The sequence below is a fragment of the Spirosoma pulveris genome (assembly GCF_054781875.1).
Window position 1 is genome coordinate 1,893,750 of the sequence record NZ_BAAGTO010000001.1, and the last position, 23,868, is coordinate 1,917,617.

Sequence of the window (23,868 nt, forward strand, 5' to 3'; positions counted from 1 at the left end):
TGACCATTCATGCTGTAAACGAATACCTGAACCTGATGAGGATTACCATTAAACATAAGGCCGTAACTGGCCTTTTTTCATATTAATAGCAAATAATGGCCCTTATTTGTACCTCTTATAAATATATCATTAGTTAATAAGTTGAATATCAGTAGTATATAAACTATAATTACATTCTGTATCGGAAAGTAAGGTATATGCCTACTGACTACCTGACAGTAGCTTAAGACCTTAGTCTGAATACGATTAAAACGATCGAAGTCGGTAACCTTATAGACTGCATGGAGCAGAAACACGAAATTTCAGTACGCAATTGAATAACGAGCAATTTGAAGATACAATGATCGCCATGATTTTGAAGAAAATCGATAAGCGTAATAATGGGTCAAGAGTGAAGCCTGTTTTTACAAAAACAGGCTCTTCCAGATGTACCTCAGCCGATGGCTTCAGCCAGAAGGTCAACAGACGCTTTTGTGGTGAAATAATTTAAATGATGACAACTCACACAAGTTGTTTTGGCATTCGGTACTGAAAAAATACTGGCAGTACTCACAGCAATATCATTTTGACTGTCTTTATACACCCATCCCCCAATCTGGCTTACGGCCTTTTCCAGTAAAGGCAAATTTTGGCTACCAGCTAAATAAGCCTCCAGATCTCCGCCCACTATATGATAGGCAATGGTAGATTGCCTGCTTTCTGCCAGCTTTCTGATAAAGTCACTGTCCGCATCCATTTGTTTTAGCGAAGGGAGCAACACATTGTCAGCTGCCTTGAGCAACGTCGAAACAAAGCCGGCCACCGCTCCAAGTTGAGGAGGGAAAATTTTTGTCCCCATACCCAGCAGCATCGAAGACCAATTCAGGTAATCAGGAATACTGCCGAACTTACTACCCTTATTGGGCGTACCCGCCATTACCAATCTATCGATAAACTCGTCCCCTCCCAACTGTTCAATAAGATAGCGAGCAACCAGACCGCCCATTGAATGAACCACCAAAACCAACTCTCTGCCGTCCTGGGGACCGAACCCTTCAGCCCTCAGCTTAGCCAGCAGTATTTTTGCATTTTCTTCAATAGGCGTGTTCAGGTTCTCGTAGTCGTAAGTAAGTACAAGATCATATCCTTTCTGATGGGCCATGTGGAAAGTCTTTGCCATTTCCTCAGTATCGCCAATAATACCATGTATGAGTAACAGAACTTTCCGGGACGCCTTTATCATTTCCGATAAGTTTATCGTTTCCCGACGGGCATCATGCTCATAATTGACCCAGGCCAGTTGCTGCGGCTCTTTATTGACACCCAGTTTTTTCGAAAACTTAATAAACAGCATTCGTATAGCACCCCCTAAACTTCGCGTTTTGTCATCTCCTGTTTCGTCAGGTATGTACGTAACGCTTACCTGCATACGCTTCTGCTCATCAACACTGGCTACGCCTGCCGGCACAATGTCTTCGCCGTCGAAGAAGAACGGTAAGATCAACTCATCGCTTTGTTCTAAGGGTATCGTGATAAGGAGAGGCTGTGCTTTTAAACTGTCTTTTTGCTGAATATCGACAACTTCTATAACACTCCTGTCGTCTAAGTCCCGGGATTGTGCCGAGAAGTTAACAACCTCAAAATAGGGGTTACCGGCGAAGTACTCGTTTTGAATGACGGATTCGGCCAGGCTTCTTGTTGAAGGGATGAGCGATGCCCAGTTCATATTTCCGCGAAAGGCGGGATGCGGTTCAATGACGATACCATGACCGATAGAAATCGACTGCTGGCCAACAACAGATTTCCCTTTTTTGACCAGCCGAACAGTCGTTGTTCTGGTTGTCCAATCCGATTTTTTATCTCCGCCAATTCCCCTATAACTAGTGCCTTCGCTTTGTACGGACGGGTCAATAATTTCACCTATCGCCAATTCTTCCTGACTAAAAACCTGGCTATCGATAGGTTCGGTAGAAAGAATGAGCTTTAAGGTATCAATTTCTTCGTCTTCATCCAGTGTAAACGTTCTATCCAGTAAGGTGACGCTGCCTTTACCGATAGCCTGAGAGTCTTCAAAAACGACCGTTATACCGTATTTGGGTGATAGATACAACAAGCTAACATAAAGCAATTGATTACTTTTATTGGTTAAGATTACCTGAAAAGGAATGTCCTCGCCATCATGTTCCAGGGTGATCAATGGCTCTCTGAACTCGTGTGTTTCTGTTTGCAGGCTGACCTGAATAGTAAAATCGATATCCTTAATGGCTGATTTGTTGTTTTTGAGTTCCAGTAGCCTGTTCCACCGCGCCAGTTTTTGTACAATCGTTAACACGGCTCCCACCGAATCCGGTCCCGTCCCCCTAACGCCCTGTACCAGCATATTTAAGCTATTGTCATAGATAAGGATTGCATCATTTTCGGTTGTCAGCCAGTAACGCCCGGACTTCAGATCAGCAACCATTGAAATCCCGGATTCAATAGCCTGCTCAACAGTGGGCTTCATCAGGGTAAAAGTCTTGGGGTCTGCTGCCATCAGAAATGGACTTAGCGGTAGTTTGTCGGGCTCGCCCCAGTAAATGGTATTTTTATCCAGTTGGTCCGGATGGTCGGGTTTCAGGTCACTGCTGGTCACGTTTAGGCTTATGATAGTTGCCGTAGATAGGGTTATACCGCCTGAAACAACAGCATACAGGTCGACCCGAATGACCGAACCCGGCTCCGGCTCAATGCCGGTGCTTACGCCAAGATCAATGATCCATTTTTTACCATTGAAATGGACCCGGTATCTGCCCAGGGTACCCTGATCGACGTTTCGCCCTAAAAAACCTTGTCGTGCGCTGAATCCCCCAATGGTTTCCAGTTGTGGCGTCTGGTTTTTGAGTCGTCCTTTAACGGAAGCCCTCACCTGAACAAACAGATCCGAATACCAAATTTGTCCTCCGCTTTTCGCTAAAACCGATAAGAGCGCCTTTGTAAATTGGCCTTCCCCATTAGACTCCCAGGCGCGTTCGGTTCGTTCGCAGGCCGCCATAAGGAGGTGACTGGATGAAGGAATGTCTCGATCCCGTCGGGTAAGATAAGCTCCGTTCAGATAGGTTTTGAGGGGACGGGGGTTATTTACTCCCGATGTAAAACGAGGTTGAAGCTGCATGAATTCTTCCACCTCCCGTGTTATAGAACCCGAGTGGCACGAGTCGGCCACCACCACCACATGCGGTTTGTTTAGGGAGACCTCTTCCAGCAACAGCGCAATTTCTTTATCGGCCAGATCGAATTGTCCCGGTTCACGGCTATCGTAGAGTACCCAGGTCTGCTCCTGTTTATCCGTTGTACCGGCCTGAAACTCAGGAGCCGTAATGCCATAAGAGCCGTGTCCTGAATAATATAACAAGGCTACATCACCTTTGGAGGCCTGAGTCAAGTGTGATCGAAAACCATTAATCACCCCATCGCGGGTAGCGTGCTCATTTGTAAGTGTCAGAATCTGGCTATGGTCAGGAACCATGTCGCTGTAATTTTCCAGCAGGAAACGCTGCACACTACTCACATCATTCAGGCAGGCATTGAGTTCACGAATAGGCAGCACCGAGTTCGGACTGTATTCATCAATCCCGATTAAGAGTGCGAATAATTTCATCTCTAGGTAGGGTTTAGTAACCAGTTTTCAGGCGAGCCTATTACCCGTGGCGTAGTTTAGCTGCGGCCAAATTGCTGATTTATCGACAGGACGCCAGTATCCATCATTTGCTGGCCAGAGAAGCATTGCCCTGCTTAGACTGAAGCATTTGCCGAATAGCCTTTATACGTTTCTTCTGTTCAGCAGACAAATTATTTTTCTGGCTGTCTTCCAATTCAACAAGGTCATCGAGGAAAGCCTGTCGAAATAGAATGTTCGACACCCGGTACCGGTAAGACGTATACGGTTTGTCTTCGTACGCCTGATAAATAGCTTTAGCTTCCTCTAGTTGACCAACCATCAAGAGAGCCAGTGCCAAATTACTTTTAATCCAGTCGGTAGGTATCGTTTTATCGTCAGGTTTAAGCTGAACACCTTTGCGGGCGGTTTTGATAGCCTCATCATAATTTCCCTCTATCGTCTGATAAAAGGCTAACGAACCATAAATAAGAATCAGGTGATCGTTAACGGAATAGGGTTTATGATTACGCCGTTCGTATTCCCGGGCAAGAATACTCCACCAAGTTCCGGTTCGATCTTTGGTCGACAGTAGGTAGTCAAGCCCTTCAATGCGTTTAAAAGCCGTGGCAGAAAGGCTGGATAATTGTTGGGCCAGACAATCTGTGGCATCCTGATAGGGTTTGTCCGCTTTTGTCTTGGCATGCAGCTGAAAGACCAGTTCGTGCAACTGATACATCTGCATTGCATCCGTCAACAGCTTTTTTGGCCGACAGGCTACATCAATAATGGATTGTATATTTAGCCGGTCTTTTTCTGTCAACGTATCAATGTCCATTTGTACCAGCTCGGTGGTCGTTCTCAAGAGCTTATAGGAGATGACAGACGGGTTTTTAGCAGCCCATGCCGCGAACAGTTCTATGATCCCGCTTGCCTGTTGCTTATAGCGATTCTGCCCCGTTGTATCGACGATTCTCTGGTAATTTTCAGGCGGAAGCCCCTGCAGGTATGTCTTTAGACTTTCAGACAGCTCGTGGTACCCACTTTGCACCTGGGGGTTAATCTCTTCATTCAGATTTGGCAGTAATCGTAGCCAGAAACGATATACTCTCACGGGGTCCTGCTGATGCAGCAACGCTGGATTGCCGATTTTTTTCAGCATCGCAGCAAACTTATCGGCCAGACTATGTTGTCGGTGATAATGCTCTTCGGCTTTGAAAAGGTTTTGCGTTAATCGACTCCAGTCGGATGATTCAAATAAAGCATCAACAAGTTCAGTGTCATCAAGCGGCATATTCAAAGACGCTTTTTCGATGGGCAGCAGATTGGCAATGGGCAGGTTGTCCCGTTGCTGAGATGTCGAATAAACCCGCATAATCCCGGCCGCATCAGTAGTACTAAAAAGCTTTCCATCCGGCGAAAAATCGGTGCCACAAATCGGATGACTATGGCCGAGTATAGCAACCTCCGTTAAATCATGCCGGGCATAATGAATTACGTTCGACCGCTCTCCCGGTCTGGCCCCAAGCAGAAATTCAGGATTGCTATTTGACACCGATGCACTAATAGCAGTTAAGGCCAGGTTAGGCAGTTCGCGTATTGTTACCAATTCACTGGCACTCCTATGACTTGGGTCGACATCTGATCGTTCGACGAGGTAGGCCGATGCCAGTTCGTTGGTGTTACCCGGCTCGTTGGTCGAGTTGGTGTTCTTTTTGATCCGGATGACCGTCCTGGCACCGTAGGGCAATATTATTTTGACGATATGCTCCGACCGGCCCGAAGGCAAATTGAGTAACTGGAGCCTTTTTGTTCCATTTTTAGGCAGCCAGCGATAAACCCGTCCGTCCGAAAAGCTTAACAGAGCCTGTTTTGACTTCCCATCAATAGACAAGGCCGTTAATGTGTCGGATGGTCCAATGGCCTTCTCACCAGTAAAGCCCAGTAATCGGGTTTTCGTTAATCGGAACTGTTTTAATGGTTGTCTTCTATCAGGCAAGCCAGCATCAGCTAGTTTAGCAAGTACGTCCAACTGATTGGCTGTCAACACAGTAACGACTGCCTTCCCCGCTCCCCCCTTAACACTGACAAGTGTGTAGGGCGAAAGATCATTTACTGGTTGGGCCAGCCAGCTGTCTTTGGCATCCCCAACCGACCACACCGCTAATCCTATCGACGGTTTCTTTACCGACGCGGCCAATGATTCATCAGGATTTATAGCCGCAAATAGTTTCCCATCTTCCGTAAACCCTGTAATTGGACTCGGTAGGTGTGTGTCGACAGACAGTTGATAAAAGAAGTTATCGTTTTTCGATTTTTTTAACCGTTGAATCCACTCTTTTGCGCGTTCGTTGGTATCTTTTTCGACCATGCCGGCCGCTTTGACTGCAATCTGCCTGACCAACGTGGGGTTGTCATACAATTCACCGATATCGTTGGCCGAACCACCAACTGTTTTTTGGGTTTCGTAGTCATCCAGCAGTTGAATTAATCGACTACTCTCATCCTTGTTTAATTTTAGCTTACTGTCACTTAATTGTCTACTCAACAAGATCGTTACTATAAGGGCAACTATTACTATACCGACGACTCCAAAACCAATCAGTTTCAGCTTTCTTTCTTTTTGAAGCTTTTCTTTCAGATCGCGTTGCAGTTCATCTTCATGGGCTTTTTTGCTTTGATCTACATATTGCCAAATCTTTGGCTCCAGTTCATCCTTAAGGCGAGCGCGGTGGGTATGGGCAGAGGCCAGTTCATCTTCATTCAAATACCGGCGCGGTGGCACACCCGGCCGCTCAGTTAGCTGAAAGACCTGATCGATATAATTTTTGGTTCGAATATAATCCAGTTCACTGTCCGACCGGTGGTCATGAATATGCCTGGCCAGCGCATCGTGTGCAAGTTCATAGATATCGTGTTCGGTCTTCCCGTACTGGTCCTCGTCCTGCCGAATGATCCGGGCATCGACCAGCAGTAAAATAGCGGACTGAACAATGACCGGATCTACGCCCGCAATACGCAGTTGATAGCCTTGACGCTGCAATTTCGTTCCTTCGGGCGTAACAAAAGCATTGACAACCTGCTTCGGCAAATCGTTGGGCAAATTGGCGCCAGGGTATTGCTTTTTCAATTCAACAAGTACTTTCTTTTGCTGCGAATCCAGAAAAGAACCGAGTACGTGCCCTACATCACCAGTCCGGACGACCAGTTCTTCCGAAAACGTCACGGGCCTATCGTCTCTGTTTTCATTGTCTACCCCTTCGCTTTTGACTGACATATGCCATAGCCGGTCCAGGTAAAGCTGCAGATACGGCAGATTAACCGTTGCATCACGCCCTTTAACTTGATTGACAATAGATTCTGCAACCTGGCGGGGCTCAGGATTCAACTCAATAGAAAAGTGTTGACACGTTTTAGGAATCACTTCATCCCGCAGTATTTCATCCGGTATGGCTTCAACCCGCATGCGCATCTGTTTTAGCTGGGGCAACTCTGCCTCCAGCTTACTCAGTCTGGCAATGAATTCTTCCCGCATAACGAGAATAACTTTACACTTTATAGACGTGTCACCAACAATCTTTTTCAGCGTAGAAGCAAATAGATTTCGTTCTTCTGCATCACCTAAAATGTAAAGCTCTTCCAACTGGTCGAAGACCAGATAAATTGGTTTAAAATAATCGAGGTAGAGATGGTGCAACAACTGAATTGTATCCAGCGAATCAATATCTTCGATGTGGTCGATCAGTTCATTGCTGATAGCCTTTCGTAGTGACTCGTTAATGTTATGTAGTCTCCGGATGTGTAGATCCTGCCAGTTGGAAAGCTGAAAGCGATTTGCCAGACCACATTGGATGAGACTTGTCTTACCCACGCCGGAAGGGCCGTAAATCAGCAGGCAGCCCGTGCTGCAAACCAGTTGATACAACCGGTTTACCTCCGCATCTCTGCCAAAGAACTCGTTCTCGTCCGATTTATCGTAGGGATCAAGAAATTTGAATGGACTATTCTGTGTCTTTACCATGACCGTTGCTGTTGAACGCGTTGACAAACTCTTCGAATACCGACACAACAGGCCCTACCCGCCTTTTCCGATGCACCTGATTTTCCATGTCAGGTATGGCTATTTCGTTTGAGAGATTCTCGATCTGTTTATAGATGTATACGTTACGATCATTGTCATAACATTCGAAGAAAAGCATGTCGATGTCCTGCTCTTCTTTCAATGAGTTATTGTCGATGACGAATGGAGACAAATTGAGATAATCTACCGTTGGACTCTTCAGCACTTTATGCTTCTTATCTAACTGTAAAGTACTGGGTACTAGCTGTATCTCTTCGTTTTTTATCAGTAGTATGGAATGGTCATCGTAGCAGTCTTCGGAGGTAAACACATCCTCGGCAAATTCTTCTACCATACGATGATCCAGTGCAATTTGAATATGATTATAGCCAAAGTGGAGGGCGCGACGCTTTATGACAAAGATCTCGCGAATGTTGAGGAGCTTATATCGCGTGATGAACCCCACCCGGCGAAGCAGGTTAATAAATTGGCGTTCAGCATCCTTACAGTAACTAGCCTTTAATTGGTTGTCGTATTTTGCCTGTTTCATTACCTGCAAAAACCCATAAGCTTCCTTAAACTCGATATCTTCTTCGACCAGGTTTTTCAGCTCATCGATTTCATCCACAAAAACAGTCACCTGATTCATTACCAATACCTCTCTGATGGCTCTGATAATGGGCAGCACATCCGTTTTTCGAAAAACTCCGGATGACCGGTTAAAATAGTCACGCAAAATTGTCCGGCATGAATCAGATAGCTCAAAATTAGATTTCTGTTCATGCATGCCTTTCCACAATTGCGCCATAAGTACATACAGTAGTAGTTCTGTTATAACCTCGAACGCATTGACCAGCCGAAGCAGACGTTTTGTACCAAAATAACTTAACCGATCACTGCCGTTTTTGAGATCAGTAGCCAGTAACTCCCGTATCTGAACGCCAATAGGATAGGGCAGCGATTCAAACAAAACTTTTTGTACAGATCGACTTCCACCCGCCTGTATTAATTTATCTGGCTGATACTTTTGAACAATTTCACTCAGCGTTTCAACGAGTGACTCATTTACTTCGTCATTCAGCCGCAGAACGTTTTCTTCCGGCTCCCGTACCGGTTCATCGCCCCTGGGCAATACCCACTGTTCAACTTCACGTTTCCTCTCCGGCAGGTAGCTTAGTTCCCAGGCCAGTTCATCGGCCTGTCCATCCTGAGTAATAAGCTTTATTCCGCGATGGGTAGCGCTTATTTCCAGATTCGATTCGTTCATTGATCGACGGGCAAGTGCGAATTCGAAAGCCTCGGTAAGTGTTTTGCTTTCTGCCAATGACGCATAGAAATTCTGCGCAAACTCCTGGGCAAGCCGGTCATTGACCGGCCGTCTGGTTGCAACTACTGCCGGGATACCAATATCCAGTAAACGCTTCACCTGACTGGCAGTTGAGCAGCCATTGAGAACCACCAGAAACAACTGTTTCTGTAACTTCAGCATCGGTACTATACCCTTAATATCAGCCCGCTGGTCTTCAAATAAAAGCTGACGACTGTTGGCATGGCCGGCAAAGTGAAACACACAAACACGCTGATTTTTCAGCAATGCATCGGCAAGGCTTTCAGTGGTTTGATGGTTGTCTTCAAAATTTATCAGGTTGGCCCTCTTTAAAGGATTAAGACTAGCCGCAATCGCTTTCTTCTCAAGCTCCAGCGCCGGGAGTTGCTCGTCCTTATCGTTGGCATATGCAAACAGTAAAACAGGAATCATAATAGTAACGTTGTTTTGCCTGATATTTCGATTACTCGTGGTATGTCACTAAGAGTACGTCCTCTAATGATGAGTACATTTTTTGCAATGAATCGCCCCAGGAATTGATTAATTGATAAAGTGTCCAATCTTCGTGAACAAAGCCAAGTTAGCGAATAGTACCTCTGATAATCAGAGATTTATGATTCAAACGCTTACCTTTTTATTTAGTGGTAGAAAAAAAAGCCGATAAAGCTGTTTAGTATATATATTTAATAGAAAATAACGTTCCAAGGCCCCTCCGCTACGCACGAAGTGGTTGTGCCGACTACCCACCCTGGGCTATTTTTAGCTTGGAAATTTTTGGCTGTAGGCCCGATAAACCCAGACTTGCTGGAGTTTACCCTAGTTCAGGTTCCCCAACGGTTGGCTCGGTAAAAGCGACGTTTGCGTTTAAAGAAGTGTCCTGGAATGTTCGGCCGTGGCCGTTCTTCATTTATACAGGCAAAGGAAAACGAGTGACCGGGTCGCGTAGACTATTGTGATTGGAAGACGTTCCGGATATTGACCCAATTAGGGTAGTTTGTCGCCGTACGTTTAGGACCGATACAACACTGTTTGTCGAAGGCCGGGTAACGATGAATGCAGCCAATTATGGCATAATGCCATAATTGGCTGCATTCACAACTACGTTGTCCGAAACCAAATGAAGCCCCGGCAACTACAAAACGACACTTTCTGCCGAAGTGGGTAGCTGAATCACGAACTCCGTTCCTTCCCCTTCCCGGCTTTGCACAAGCAGCCCTCCCCGGTGGCCCTTGGTTATGATATCGTAACTGAGTGACAGACCAAGACCGGTTCCCTCACCCGTGGGCTTTGTGGTAAAAAATGGTTGAAACACCTTCTGCTGAACACTCTGCGACATGCCAACACCATTATCAGCAATAATTATTTCAACAAATCCATTTGCCTGACTAATTCGCACACTAACAACAGGCTGATAGTCATCTCCTTCCAGCTTTTTCCGCTCCCGAACTGCATAAAAGGCATTGCTGAACAGGTTTAAAAACACCCTGCTGATATCCTGTGATACAACATTGACGGTATAAACCGCAGGATCATAATACGTAACTAGTTCGCAGCCGAACTCTTTATCTTTAGACCGCAATCCGTTGTAAGCCAAATACATATACTCATCGGCCAGCGCACCGAGGTTGGTTGGTTGCATCTCACCACTCCCGATACGGGAATGCTCCAGCATACCTTTAACAATATTTGACACACGCTGCCCATGATGGTGAATCTTGCTGAGGTTATCTTTCAGGAACGTCAATAGGTCAGACTCCAGTTTAGGCGTTCGGGTCGGTTTGCTATGTTCCAGCATTAAGTCATCAACAATCTCGGTACTTATTTCGGCGAAATTATTGACAAAGTTGAGCGGGTTCTGTATTTCGTGAGCTATACCCGCCGTCAGTTCCCCAAGGGAAGCCATCTTCTCCTTCTGAATCAGCCGGGTCTGCATCGTTTTGAGTTCGGTCAGAGCCTGTTGGGTCTGGTCGCGTTGCGCCTGTATTTCGACCGTACGCTCCTGTACTTTGTTTTCCAGATTTGAGTACAGGATCGCATTTTGAATCGATATGGCCATCTGGGATGACAGCAGACTCACTATTTTTAGCCTTTCTTCGGTGAAAGCACCCACCGATATATTATTCTCGAGGTATACGATGCCATACAGCTTGTTCAAAAAAACGATTGGACTGCATAGTACGGACTTGGTCTGATTTTTTACGATGTACTCATCATTCCTGAACTTGCCTTGGCTGGCAGCATCGTAGAGAACCACCGACTCCTGCAGATGAGACACATAATTTATGATTGTTTGGGGTAGCTGCTTACTGCCTTCAACAGCCATATTTTGCATTGTTTTTACTTCGTCTGCTAAAGCAGAAGCCTGAATAAGCAGCTGATCATCCTGCTTTAGCAAAAGCATTCCATTTTCAGCACCTGCATTCATCATGATGATGTTCATCATTTTGCTGAGAAGGGATTTTAACTCGATCTCACCCGAGATGGCCTGCGATGATTTTACTATGGTATCAACATCCAATGCATAGACCGGCTCTCCCCCATCATCCCGAATCAGGTCTTTACCATTTTCAGCCACACTGTTCCTTATAGTCTTAAATAATTGAGGATGCGCTTCCCGCAAAAATTTAAGTTTACCCTGCGCTCCCCATTTATTGAACAAATAATAAGCATCTTTCCAATAACCGGACGAAGCCGTATCTATTCCGTGTCGACTAAAGAATTTTGCCGCCAGTTCATTCGCGAAAGCTTCATCCGCCTGCCATTCATTTTCACTCGCCAGGCGAATTGCTTTCTCATATAGTTTGGTAGCCCCTACGAAATCATCATCGATATTGGCAATCTCAGCTTCCATCAGATGCTGCATATGTCGAAAGTTAGTTGGCTTATAATCCGCCCACTTCTTCATCTTAGCCAGCTCTCTTTTCATCCGCTTTTTTAGCAGACCTTTTGGCGGATCAATTCCAGAAAGTAGAAAGCCGGAAGACGCAAAAAAGGACACTATGCTAAGACGGGTTAAGTTAGTTAGACTAACAAGTGACTTAACATATTGATCGGCCTGCCTAACGGCTTCATAAGATTTTTCATACTGCCCGTAAAACAAGTATATATAAGCTTTATGAATATGATACATACCAATTCCAGAAGAGTACTTCCGTTGGGTCATCTGCTCCAGGCAGTGTAATTCATCAAATTCTGCATCATTGAGAGACTGTAAACTTTCTGTAAGACCCATCAGGTTCTTTGTCAACTGCAAATTCATTTTTGCCGAATCAATGGCATCTGTATAATTTGTGTCAAGCACAACCTTAAGGTATTTTTTCTGATCAGTAAGTGAAGCGGAAAGATCAAGAGAGGGCTGCCATACAGTGCAGTTAGTAGCACAATAGGCCAGATAAAATAAATCGCCGGAAAGGTATCCGGCTTCTATACCTTTTTTGAAAAATTCACCGGTTGCATTCCAGTGTTTATTAAAATGGTGCGTTAGTACGCCGTATGCAGCAATTACCCGGCATCGGTACTCTATATCACCTAATTTTTCGTTGAGCGCCAGGCCAAGCTGACCAAAACTTTCTGCTGACTTTAGATCACCAAATGCTTCTGACAAAACAGCACCGAACGCTACATAAGCGTAAGCAGACTCTTCACAATTTCCATATTGCATGGAAAGGTTAACAATTTTAAGTTGAGTCAACCCATACAAGCTATCGTTACCTAAAACAAAAGCAGATGGCCCAATCTCGGTTAGTAGCCTTGCGGCAGCTTTTTTCTCCGGATCGCGCAATATGGGCGCATCTAATAAAGCAGCAGGCTTTCTTGTGCCAAGCAACCATTTAGCAAGAAGCACTTCTTTCAGGACAGCTGCCGCCGACGGCTTTTCAGGTAGTTTATAGCCAAGTAACGCAAGCCCTTCTATACCATAATGAATCGCTTCTTCTGCTTTCCCTACAGTATTGTATTGCCGTATTCTGAACGATACTATTTCAACTTTTTCTAATGTAGTTCGGGCTTTTTCGAGCAAAAGGCTCATACACCTTTCTGCAGTATCATAATCGTTTGTCTGATAGGCATTTTGGGCATATCCAGCATATAAGTCAAATGCCAGCTGATGATGTAAATCCCACGATGTATCCGGCAGTAAATCAATACCTTTTTTGAAGTATGCCAGAGCAGCTGTGTAGGCTACGGCTGATTGCGCTTTTCTTCCAGCCTGTAAATTCATCCGAGCCAGATCAAGCTTCTCAGTATCATCATCAATTAAGTCGATAGCTTCATTAAAATGCCTTACTATCTCAATTATACGTTCACTCTTCTCAGAATCAGCTATTATTTCCAACAACAGCCTGGCAATTCTCAAGTGCAGAACTTTTCTGCTTTCTCCCGGTATATGCTGATAAACACTCTGCTGGATACGATCGTGATGAAACTTATATAAAACGCCAAAATCGTCATCACCAATAATCAATCGATAGGCTTCATTAGTAGGCACTATAATCTCATCTTCAAGGGCGGGCCAAAGAATTACAGATGTATCAAATGCATTCTTTTTGGTAAGTGAGCTAAGCGTTCTGAGATCAAATGTATTTCCGATACAGGCAGCCAGTTCCAACAATTTACGGCAATCTTCGGGCAGTTCACTTAACTTGGCTGCCATGAAGTCAACTACGTTGCTGGATATATTATACTCAGCAATTTTCTTTATATTCCACGTCCATCTACCACTTAAGTAATCAAAAAATATTAATCCCTGGGTAAACGTCGTTTTAAATAATTCATACACATAGAATGGATTGCCAACCGTTCTTTTATAGATTATCGTGGCAAGCCCTTTAGTTTCTTCCGGATTCGCTTTCAGGGTGTCGGCAACCAGCTGATTAACGTGTGTTTCCTCCAGGTTCGATAGCTTTAACTCATTTACGTCAGTCAGCTTTTTAATCTTTTCAATAGTAAGCTTTACCGGGTGGCCCGGCCCCGTCTCATTATCACGGTAAGCCCCAATAATGAACAGGTAGGGAATCTGTGTGCTAATGAGATCAGTAATCAGGTGAAGCGAAGAATCGTCACCCCATTGAAGGTCATCCAGAAAAATGGTCAATGGATGTTCGTGGGTGGCAAACACACGAATAAATTCACGTAGTGTAAAGAAAAAGCGGTTTTTTGATTCTGCCGGATTTAAGGGTTGTACTGGCCCCTGCTTCCCTATAATGTATTCAAATTCAGGAACGAGATCAATAAGAACCGGAGCATTTAAGCCCAGAACATTGATCAATTCAGCTTTAATTTTCTCTAATCTATAACTTGGCTCACTCACCAAGTCTTTTACCAGTTCGGCAAATGCAAGCGCAAAGGCACTAAACGGAGAGTTGGTTTTAAACTGATCAAATTTGCCGGAAACGAAATACCCATTTCTTTTTACACTTGGCTTATGTATTTCATTAATCAAGGCAGTTTTCCCAACACCAGCCGTACCACTGATCAGCGCAAGTCGACATCCACCACTGGATACCTCCTTAAATAAATATAGTAAACTTGCAATATCCTGATCCCGTCCATATAGCTTTTCGGGTATGTTGAATTTTGAATAGATGTCTTTTTCTCCAGCCGGGAAAGCCGGAACATCGGCCCCATTTGCAACATAAAACAAACATTTCTCCAAGTCATACTTAAGGCCAATTGCACTCTGGTATCTATTTTCTGCATTCTTTTCGGTTAGCTTCAGGACAATATCAGAAATCACCTTCGGAATTTTTGAATCTAATTCAACCGGTGGAGTGATATTTTTAGCTAAATGGCAGTAGACTAATTCCATTGGCTCTTCGCTCGAAAAAGGCAACAGCCCAAGCAGTATCTCGTAAAAAGTTATCCCTAAAGAATAGAAATCCGTCCGGTAGTCAGTCGAGCGATTCATCCTGCCCGTTTGCTCCGGAGATATATACGGTAAGGTACCCTCTAATATATGCGGGTTACGCGCAGATGTACGCTCAAGGGATAATTTTGTAGCCAGTCTGAAATCTACCAGAAGTACATCTTTTGTATGGATATTGATAATTATATTTTTAGGGTTAACATCCTTATGCATTATATTCAATGCATGCAAATTGCCTAAAATAGTAGTAAGCTTAATGGCAATATCAAGAAACTCGTCAAGGCCTGGTCGATTTGCGTTTAAATAGTCAGATAAGACCAGACCATTAATATCTTCTAATACGACAATCGGCTTCCCCTTGTAATTCAGCAGTTCATATACTTTACTGATTCCGTTTACATCAATACTGCTTAACAACGAATATTCTTTTTTCAAATAAGCGATTTCGGTTGCTGTTGGATAGGGGTTTGCCAGCGTCTTGAAAAGTACACTCTTTTTGTCTGCAATTCGTACAGCCCGATAGACAACAGTACGTTTTCCTTCGTGAATAATTTTATCAAGTTTATAACCTGGTATATTGTCTTCGCGTATCATGAGGTTAAGTTAAGCTAATTAGTAGCGTGTGTTACGTTATTTTGCAGGTAAGCCATTTATTAGTTGTTTTTCCTGCATCTCATCTATATTTTTTGTCATTATTAACAGGATAAACTGAATTGAGCTGAATAATATAATCGTAACATAAGTAGCTGGATTATTGCCAATGGGAAATAGATGACTTACTATTTTTTCGATTACACTTAGGGGATTAGTAAACAGATCCCATGAATTTAATCGTAGTACACGACCCAGGTAGATACCAAAGCTGCTCAGAAGAATTGATAGCGTGACCAAGCCATTAGCTACTTTTGTACCAATCAACCGTGTATACAGCTGATGCATTATTTTTAATGAATAGAATCCATAAAAAACAGACAGCATAGCAAACGAAAAGATTATTAGTGCGTCATAAACTACCAAACTACTTGTTTTATCTACGTGTATGAGATCACTTATCATGTAAGGAGCATTTGGGTAAAACAATAACCAAAGTATACTACCTGAAACAAAAAAAACATTGATCTTCTTTACTTTTAATTCGAATAGAATTATTGCGATTAATAAAGGTGTAAAACCTAAAAATAGATTCCATATTAAAAAATTATACTCATTATTAGCCAGCACCAGATTGCGTATAAATAATACAAGAAAGTTGAAGCCAGTTATAGCACCCAGCTGTATAATAAATTCCTTGGGCAGTCTTTTTTTCATTTTCTTACGTTCTAAAATGTAGTAGAAGGACCAAGTCCTTCTACTACGTACGGTGGATCAATTCACTTGGGCTACTTTTTTTTCACTCACCTGGTTAACGTCAACAGATGCGTCAAAACCAACTAAACGGGCAACGATAACCCACAATAACCAGCAGGCATTACCAAACAAAAGGTAACCAAAATAACCTAAAATCGGCATCTCCGAAAAGAGGTGGTATTTATCCAGGTAAGGAACGGAATACTTCCAGTAATTTGGGTTCGTTGGTATATCGTCGTGGAACCACTCGCTTCCAAAATTCCAGAATTCCCAGAAGAACCCGTTCAACAGTGTACTGATGGCGATCAGAACAACAAATGACCAGTCGCCTTTCTTACTAATTTCGGTGAAGGGCGTCCAGAAACCGGAAATGGCCATTGCGGGGACCAATAGCGGCAGCATACTTACCCACAACATCCAGAATAGCTCGTTGGGGAAATAGCCCATCAAAAACAGGGATATGCCGCCAATGAACAGACATATATATTGACCTGTAGTCGAGAATCGGATTGCCGGGCCAAACGAATACCGGTTCTTTATCGATTTGAATGTACGCAACAGCCAGTACCACTCAAAAATGGCGGGTAGTACGGTGGTGTATGACACCAGCTGCCAGGAGATATTACCGAAATTACTGAGGATATTATTATTAGGGTAATACCAGTTTTCGAGGACAAAGAAATTTTGATACTCAAAAACGAACCAGCTAAAAGCCGATGTAACCGCCAGAATTTTTACGGTATTGGGCTTGGCCGAAATCAGGGATACACCATTATTTCGCTTATAGACGATACCGTCCAGAACAAAAATAAACCCCCACCATAGCGGCACAAATGTGAAATTATCCACAGGCTTCAATGCGTCGAAGCGACCCCACATTAGCAGCCAGCTGACAAGTACAACGACAATTGCCGGCCTGAACCAGACCGGATAGCTGACACTTACTTTCTCGGCTTCATCGTCGTTCGGTTTTTTCTTAAACCCGAATAATTTTGGTAATAACAAAAAGGTGAGAATAAATAAGGCAACCAGCGAACAGAAATTAAAATAGGTTTGATTAAATGGTGGGTCATCAGCTACTTTTTGAGCCGGGAACAAGCCATATCCGGGAGGTAGACCGCCCCATTTCAGGTAGCTTCCCAGAAAGGGCAGAATAAAGAAAAACAGGAATGAGATGATTAGTAATGTTTTCTTTTTCATGAAGTAGCGGGATCAGATTAATTGGAAGCAACTTGACGCTTTTTTTAAACCAAAACAAACAAGTTGTCAGTTTAACTAAATTACTGTCAATTGTTTACGTGTTTATAGGCACATCTCAGACCGGAAACGAGTTGCGCGTCAAAATTTACTCTCCTTTATTGAACTCGCCCTGAAAATGCCCGATGGGCACTGGCGGAATAGGACTTAACTGATGTGGTTGCAGCACCAGTTGGAACCACGACACATCGTGCCAGGCCCCCATCTTGTAGCCAATGTTGGCGTACGTTCCGATATAGGCGAAGCCCATCGATTGATGAAATAATTCGCTGGGGGGATTAGGGCTCGTAATGCCTGCATAGGCATTGTAATATCCCTGCCGGCGCAACAAGGCAAATAACGTTGTGTAAAGCTGTCGGGCTATTCCGCGCCGGTGTCCGGACGGATGTACGTAAACCGACGTTTCGACCGACCATTGATACGCAGGCCGGTCCCGGTGCCGGGATGCGTACGCATAGCCCAGCACATGCCCTTCCTCCTCGGCAACCAGATACGGGAATTGCTGCTGGATGGCCCGGATACGGCTGGCAAACTCCGGTAAGGTGGGCACTTCGTACTCGAACGTAATGGTTGAGCCTGTAATAAAGGGCGCGTAAACAGCCAGAATGGCGGGCGCATCCGTAGGCTGGGCAAAACGAATAGTCATGGCACTGGGAATATACTTAAACTTCGGCCAGTAACCATTGGGCAATTAAAAAATAAACGCCGATACCAATCAGGTCGTTGGCCGTTGTAATAAATGGACCCGAAGCAACTGCCGGATTAATACCGATTCGGTTGAGTAATAACGGCGTTACGGTTCCCATAAAAGACGCCAGCATCACTACCGCCAGCAATGACGTAGCCACGACAAAAAACAAGCGCGGCTCTCTAATAATAAAGGTATAGGCACCGGCAATGAGGCCCACAACCAGCCCGTTGATGACCGCTACCAGCAATGTTCTGAGCAATCGTTTCCCAAGACTTATACTTAGGCCCGAGGTGTCGGCGAGGCTTTGCAGAATGAGGGAGGACGTCTGGATACCAACGTTCCCCCCCGTCGACCCAATAATGGGAATGAAGGCCGCCAGTGCTGCTATTTTACCAAGCTCGCTTTGAAATCCGTTAATGACCGTTGCTGCCAGCAAGCTTCCAATCGCTCCGGCAACAAGCCAGGGCAGTTGCACCTTCGACCGCTGCCAAACGCTGTCGTCCTCCTCAATCTCGCCCGATAAACCGGAAATAACCTGAATGTCTTCTTCGGCCTGTTCCGTAATTACGTCCACCACGTCATCGATGGTGATTCGGCCCAGAAGCCGCTGCTGTACGTTTACGACCGGAATGGCATCCAGGTCATACTTCTGCATCACCTCGGCCACTTCGGCAACGGGACGATAGGTTTCGACAAAGACAATGTCGTCGTCGTAGATATCCGCGATTTTGACGTTTTTACGGGCCAGAACGATCTTTTTCAGCGAGACTAGCCCAAGCAATTTCCCCACATCATCGACCACATAAACCGCATACACGTTTTCTACATCTTCGGCTTGCTGGCGGATCTCTTCAATACAGGCATTGACGGTCAGGTTAACGTTGATCCGGATAAGCTCTTTTTGCATCAGGCTCCCCGCCACGCCATCTTCGTAATGCAGCAAGTCCAGGATAAAGCGGGCCTGCTCCCGATCTTCCAGAAAACCAATGACCTCTTCGCGTACCTGAATGGGCTGTTGATTCAGCACGTCGACGGCATCATCCGAGTCCATCTGGTTGATGAAGGGGGCAATCTCGGCCGATGTGAACAGCTTAAGCAAATTAGTCCGCTCGGTTTGGTCGATGTTGGCAAGGATCTCGGCACCAACGGTTTTGTCGAGCAGACTGAGCAGGTAATGCGCCGACTCGGGTTCCAGTTCGTCCAGAATACCCGAAATATCGGCGGGAAAAAGCTCTTCCATCTCCGCCCTCAGCGTGGCATCGTCGCCCGTGTCGATAGCCGACTGGATTTGGTCGAGGTATTCTTTTGTGAGTTCGAAAGTCATTGGTTGCTGTATGAAATAAGATGTATGCTATAGGATTTATGACATAGCCTATCGTGGCCTGATTCCATACCTTCTATAGCATACATCATTCATCATACATCAATCTTGTTAACGCTACGAATTCAGCCACGCTCAGTTGTTCCGCACGTTTGTTCATGTACGGGCTGGCAAGGGCGGTTTCGGGTGGCGAAAGGGGTTTAAGCGCGTTTCGGAGCGTTTTCCGACGCTGGCTGAAGCCGTGCTTGACCACCTGCGTAAACTTCTTCACGTCGCAACCCAGATCGGTAACGGAGTTTCGTTTGAGCGAAATCACGCCCGAAAAAACGTTGGGGGGCGGGTTGAAAACGCTTGGGTCTACGGTAAACTCGTACTTGATATCGTACCAGGCCTGCAGCAACACACTCAAAATACCATAATCTTTATTCCCCGGCCCGGAGGCTACCCGTTGCGCTACCTCGCGCTGAAACATGCCCACCACTTCCGGAACCCGGTCCCGCATGTCCAGTACTTTGAACAGTATCTGGGTTGAAATATTGTAGGGAAAATTGCCAATAATGGCAAAAGACTCCGTGTTGTCCGGCTGCTTGGTTGGCAGTAAGTCCGGGCGGATATTAAGAAAATCGGAGGCCAGGATACGACCTTCCAATGCCGGAACATACTGCTTGAGATACTCGACCGACTCACGGTCAATTTCAATAACGTACGTCTCGAACTGATTATTCTGTAGCAAAAACTGCGTCAGGACACCGGTACCCGGTCCAATTTCGAGCACTTTGGTATACGGAACGCCGTCCGGTCCGGCATGTACAGTCAGCAGTTCGGCGATGCGCCGGGCAATACTCAGGTCTTTCAAAAAGTGCTGACCGAGTTCTTTTTTAGGTTTAACGTACATAGTTCCGACGGGTTGAGGACCGATTTTTTAACCCGCCACAAAGGTACGAGGCAAGGCCTGAATAATTAGTGTTTACCCATAGCTCTAACTTGTTAATGTTCAGATTATGGGTAATATTTACTAAGGAATGAAGTATTGTTGCTGGTTTAAAACTCACGCTTACCTTGACCTTCTATGAACCATATCCGCTCATCTTTAAGATTGATTTTCTTCTTCTTACTAGCTGGCTTTCAGTGTTTTGCTCAGACGCCAAAACGCTCAGCGAGTGCTTACTTCAATCAATTTCAGGAATCTGTTTCTCAGAAGAATCTGGACTCGGCCTATTATTATGCGGAGCAGCTTGCGCTGGAGAATAGATCAATGCTAAATTTCCTGATTCACGATAGTTTTGCCCAGAGTTTTAGGGAGTCCGCCAGTTCAGGCCATGACAGCGTTTTTACCAATCGGCTTCTTCAAAAGCTGTATACCGGCCCGCTGGCTTTACAGCAGTCTGTCTATCCGTTGTATAAGTGGGTAGAACTAAAGAATACACTCAAGGACACCGCAAAAACGAGGAAATTAATGAATGGTTTCTTCATCGCACAGGCCAGGTCAGAAGAAGCAGTTGGCAATCGCTTCGACCGCTATTCGCTGCTGATCTACGGCCAGCTAAAGAAGTATCCTGTCTATTCTGCACTGGCCGATACGCTCTTTGCACGAACGAAACAACGGCTTGAACACGCGGTCAATGGCATTTATTATCAAGCTACCGACGACCGCCTGCAAAGCACGACCCGAGCTTATTTCCGTTACCTGATGGCTTATGTCAACCTGACGAAAGCAAATGAAGCCGTGCAAAAAAATAAGGCTGATGAGGCAGAAGCGTATCTCAAAGAAGCCTCATCAATGGGTCCCGACGACACGGATCGGCTGGTAAGTTCAGCTTACTTCTACGAATCCGTGTTCCTGCTGAATGGCGAAGCGGACTTCCATACGCGTTATGCCAATTTCTTATTGGCTAAAGGCGATACGACCGCTGTGATAAAGGTCTTAACCGAATTGACATTAGCGGATCCCGGAAATATCGACTTACTCAAAACCTATTACCACAAATCAGTTTATGCTAAAACGCCCTTCCAGACCTATTGGACGCAACAACTGAATGCCAAGCTAAAGCCGACAGAATCTTTCCGATTAACCGACTTGGACCAGAAAACCATTGACTATGCGCAATACCGGGGCAAGTGGGTATTGATTGACTTTTGGGGCACCTGGTGTAAACCCTGCGTGGAAGAACTCCCTCGTTTTCAGAAATTCTATAGCGATCTGGTGAAGACCAATCCAAAAAACATTGTTGTCTTTACAGCAGCATCCCACGACAGCGAGCCGAAAGTTCGGGAGTTCATGAAGAAACAAGCCTACACCTTCCCTGTCGTTATGGCCAATGAAGCGTTTATCAAACAATTCCGCGTAGGTGAGTTTCCGACTAAAGTGCTCATCACTCCCCAGGGAAACCGCATGAAAATTCCATTTGGCACAAATTGGGTGGAGCGTATCAAGATCTATTCTGAAAACTAAACCAATCAGAAATCAATGTCCGTTAGTTCGAAATTCTGCTTCACGCGGATTGCCCCGTTTTCTTCGGTGCCGGGGTTATAAATAATTCGTTCGGGCTGGACGCCCTTCTGGACATTGCCGATGTCGCGCTTTCGATTACCGTTGGCATCGATAATCAGTCGAACACGGTACAACCCCGGCTTCAGTCGACCGAAACTATAGGACGGTGTTCCATAAGAAGACCGAACTACGCTGTACTTGTCGTCCAGCAGTTCAACGATGAACTTATTCCCGGCGGCTCCCGTAATGGCCGGGTTCACATGCCCCGCAATAAGACCGTAGCTATCTTCTTCAGCTATGATGTAGCGGGCCGAATAGCGGGCCAGCGTGTCGCCCTGAACACTGATGAACGCCCCCTTCTGCAATCGAAACAGCAGCGTATCTTTCAGGTTTGTCTTTTGTCTGATAACCAGGCGAGATTTATTATTCGTCCAGGTCATGTTGGCGGGCGTAAGGACGAACGGCTTCGTACTGTCGGGTCCGATGATGATCCGCTCGGTTTTATAGGTAAAGATCGGTTTGCTGAAGACCAGCGTAAACTCCAGATTGTTGTCAATCGGTTCGTTCGATGGCGGGGTTACCTGAACCGTCAGCGGGCTTCGGTTTTTAGCTTTCGTTTTCAGGGGAGAGAAATAAATCCGCTCTCTCAGTTCTGTCACATTGCCTACCGAATCCTCGGCAACAACGGTCAGGTGCAGCGTATCGTCAGCCGCCCGGTTGGCAGGGCGAAAAAGCCGGATCATTTTCGGATTCTCTAGAAATGAAACCAGCGTGTCGCCCGTGTAGCTTCCTGTCGATGCCGTTGACGCAACCGGCGTTGTTGTGGCAGATGTAGACGTTGCCGACGTGGGTGCGGCCGTCGTGGAAACAGCCGTCGTGGAAACAGCCGTCGTGGATGCGGCCGACGTGGATGCGGCCGTCGTGGATACGGGTCTGCCGTATCGTAGTTTATAGCTGGCAATACCGCTGCTGAGTTCCAGTCCAAGCGTTTCGTCGGTGCGCTCCCGCCGACTTACCCTGGGTTTCCCATAGCCGCGAAAGGCTACCAGATCAATACCCGTATAGTTTCGAGTCAGGTTCAGGACGCTATCCCGGAAAGCGATTCGCTCGCCCGGCGTATTATTCACCAGATTCAAATCCTTATCGTCGAAACCATACACTTTATACGGTCCGGCTTTTACGTTTTCGATCCGGTAATTACCGCTGCTATCTGTCCGGGCAAAGTACTGCGGGCGTTTTCGGTTGATGGGCAACGTGTCTGTCGAAGCAAACAGTCCCACCACAAAACCCAGCAAGGGTTCGCGACTTTCGTCGTCCACCACATTTCCCGTTAGGTAGAGTGAGTCGATAACAGGCCCGGTGCTAAATACTACTTTGGTATTTTTGGCAATGTTTCGTTCGGTAATATCTTTGATGCCGTCGGCAAAGTCGATCGTGTACGTGGTATTAGGCAGGAACGGTTTGTTGAAGCTCAGCCGGATACCCAGGGGCAGCGACTTCACGATAAACGTATTACTATCCTGGGGCGTAATCGTTATTTTCTGCTGAAGATTTTCGCTGTTAACGTATTCGTCGAACTCCAGTTCAACGGTTTTACCGGTATAATTTAATTGGCGAGGGGCAGGCATACTGCTCACCAGTTTTGGTGCCAGGGTATCTTTCTTACCACCCGGTGGTTGAGCCACCTGCGCGCAATTTTGAAGCAGAATCGGAAGAACCAGTAAACAACTCAGGACAACGTGGCGAAACGACATTTTAGTAGATTCAATAATCAATCTTGTATCGTATTGTCTTGTGGAGACAAGGCATGCCTTGTCTCCACAAGACAATACGATACCTACAAAGGTAAACGTCCGTTCATCGTTAATCCGTACCGATTGACATAAAATGGGCCTTAG

At 45.5% G+C, this 23,868-nt stretch carries 11 protein-coding genes; 1 reads left to right on the forward strand and 10 read right to left on the reverse strand.

What is annotated here, in order from left to right; genetic code table 11:
- Window positions 1-433: 433 nt before the first annotated feature.
- The 9 genes from ACYVJM_RS07710 to rsmA form a co-directional block, all read right to left on the reverse strand.
- The gene (locus ACYVJM_RS07710) at window positions 434-3,616 is read right to left on the reverse strand and encodes a caspase family protein (RefSeq protein WP_461147610.1); all 3,183 of its coding nucleotides are present in this window, start codon (window positions 3,614-3,616) and stop codon (window positions 434-436) included.
- 103 nt (window positions 3,617-3,719) lie between these two features.
- A complete protein-coding gene (locus ACYVJM_RS07715; protein WP_461147611.1) occupies window positions 3,720-7,634 on the reverse strand; it encodes an nSTAND1 domain-containing NTPase in 3,915 nt (1,304 codons plus the stop codon).
- Window positions 7,615-9,456: a CHAT domain-containing protein gene (locus tag ACYVJM_RS07720; protein WP_461147747.1), complete on the reverse strand. Its 1,842-nt coding sequence runs from the start codon at window positions 9,454-9,456 to the stop codon at window positions 7,615-7,617. The genes ACYVJM_RS07715 and ACYVJM_RS07720 overlap by 20 nt, the downstream gene beginning before the upstream one ends.
- Before the next feature lie 676 nt (window positions 9,457-10,132).
- Entirely contained in the window at window positions 10,133-15,457 is a 5,325-nt protein-coding gene (locus ACYVJM_RS07725) for a trifunctional serine/threonine-protein kinase/ATP-binding protein/sensor histidine kinase (protein ID WP_461147612.1), read from the reverse strand.
- Between the two features lie 36 nt (window positions 15,458-15,493).
- Entirely contained in the window at window positions 15,494-16,171 is a 678-nt protein-coding gene (locus tag ACYVJM_RS07730) for a DUF1361 domain-containing protein (RefSeq protein ID WP_461147613.1), read from the reverse strand.
- Between the two features lie 57 nt (window positions 16,172-16,228).
- Window positions 16,229-17,410 carry a small-conductance mechanosensitive channel gene (locus ACYVJM_RS07735; RefSeq protein WP_461147614.1) on the reverse strand — a complete coding sequence of 394 codons (1,182 nt, stop codon included), beginning with the start codon at window positions 17,408-17,410 and terminating at the stop codon, window positions 16,229-16,231.
- Between the two features lie 145 nt (window positions 17,411-17,555).
- Window positions 17,556-18,113 carry a GNAT family N-acetyltransferase gene (locus tag ACYVJM_RS07740; protein ID WP_461147615.1) on the reverse strand — a complete coding sequence of 186 codons (558 nt, stop codon included), beginning with the start codon at window positions 18,111-18,113 and terminating at the stop codon, window positions 17,556-17,558.
- A gap of 16 nt (window positions 18,114-18,129) precedes the next feature.
- Complete coding sequence (mgtE, locus tag ACYVJM_RS07745) at window positions 18,130-19,482, reverse strand: magnesium transporter (protein ID WP_461147616.1); 1,353 nt, start codon at window positions 19,480-19,482, stop codon at window positions 18,130-18,132.
- Between the two features lie 85 nt (window positions 19,483-19,567).
- A complete protein-coding gene (rsmA, locus tag ACYVJM_RS07750; RefSeq protein WP_461147617.1) occupies window positions 19,568-20,374 on the reverse strand; it encodes a 16S rRNA (adenine(1518)-N(6)/adenine(1519)-N(6))-dimethyltransferase RsmA in 807 nt (268 codons plus the stop codon).
- A gap of 174 nt (window positions 20,375-20,548) precedes the next feature.
- On the opposite strand from rsmA, the gene ACYVJM_RS07755 reads away from it, so the two are divergent.
- On the forward strand, window positions 20,549-21,931 hold the full coding sequence (locus ACYVJM_RS07755; protein ID WP_461147618.1) for a TlpA family protein disulfide reductase: 1,383 nt from the start codon (window positions 20,549-20,551) through the stop codon (window positions 21,929-21,931).
- A 5-nt stretch (window positions 21,932-21,936) separates the two neighbouring features.
- On the opposite strand, the gene ACYVJM_RS07760 is transcribed toward ACYVJM_RS07755, so the two are convergent.
- A complete protein-coding gene (locus tag ACYVJM_RS07760) occupies window positions 21,937-23,724 on the reverse strand; it encodes an Ig-like domain-containing domain (protein ID WP_461147619.1) in 1,788 nt (595 codons plus the stop codon).
- Window positions 23,725-23,868: the final 144 nt, after the last annotated feature.

Excerpts from the sequence above, each read along its gene's own strand:
- ACYVJM_RS07710 (WP_461147610.1), bottom strand. The coding sequence starts at position 3,616 with ATGAAATTATTCGCACTCTTAATCGGGATTGATGAATACAGTCCGAAC.
- ACYVJM_RS07715 (WP_461147611.1), bottom strand. The coding sequence starts at position 7,634 with ATGGTAAAGACACAGAATAGTCCATTCAAATTTCTTGATCCCTACGAT.
- ACYVJM_RS07725 (WP_461147612.1), bottom strand. The coding sequence starts at position 15,457 with ATGATACGCGAAGACAATATACCAGGTTATAAACTTGATAAAATTATT.
- ACYVJM_RS07730 (WP_461147613.1), bottom strand. The coding sequence starts at position 16,171 with ATGAAAAAAAGACTGCCCAAGGAATTTATTATACAGCTGGGTGCTATA.
- ACYVJM_RS07735 (WP_461147614.1), bottom strand. The coding sequence starts at position 17,410 with ATGAAAAAGAAAACATTACTAATCATCTCATTCCTGTTTTTCTTTATT.
- ACYVJM_RS07740 (WP_461147615.1), bottom strand. The coding sequence starts at position 18,113 with ATGACTATTCGTTTTGCCCAGCCTACGGATGCGCCCGCCATTCTGGCT.
- mgtE (WP_461147616.1), bottom strand. The coding sequence starts at position 19,482 with ATGACTTTCGAACTCACAAAAGAATACCTCGACCAAATCCAGTCGGCT.
- rsmA (WP_461147617.1), bottom strand. The coding sequence starts at position 20,374 with ATGTACGTTAAACCTAAAAAAGAACTCGGTCAGCACTTTTTGAAAGAC.
- ACYVJM_RS07755 (WP_461147618.1), top strand. The coding sequence starts at position 20,549 with ATGAACCATATCCGCTCATCTTTAAGATTGATTTTCTTCTTCTTACTA.
- ACYVJM_RS07760 (WP_461147619.1), bottom strand. The coding sequence starts at position 23,724 with ATGTCGTTTCGCCACGTTGTCCTGAGTTGTTTACTGGTTCTTCCGATT.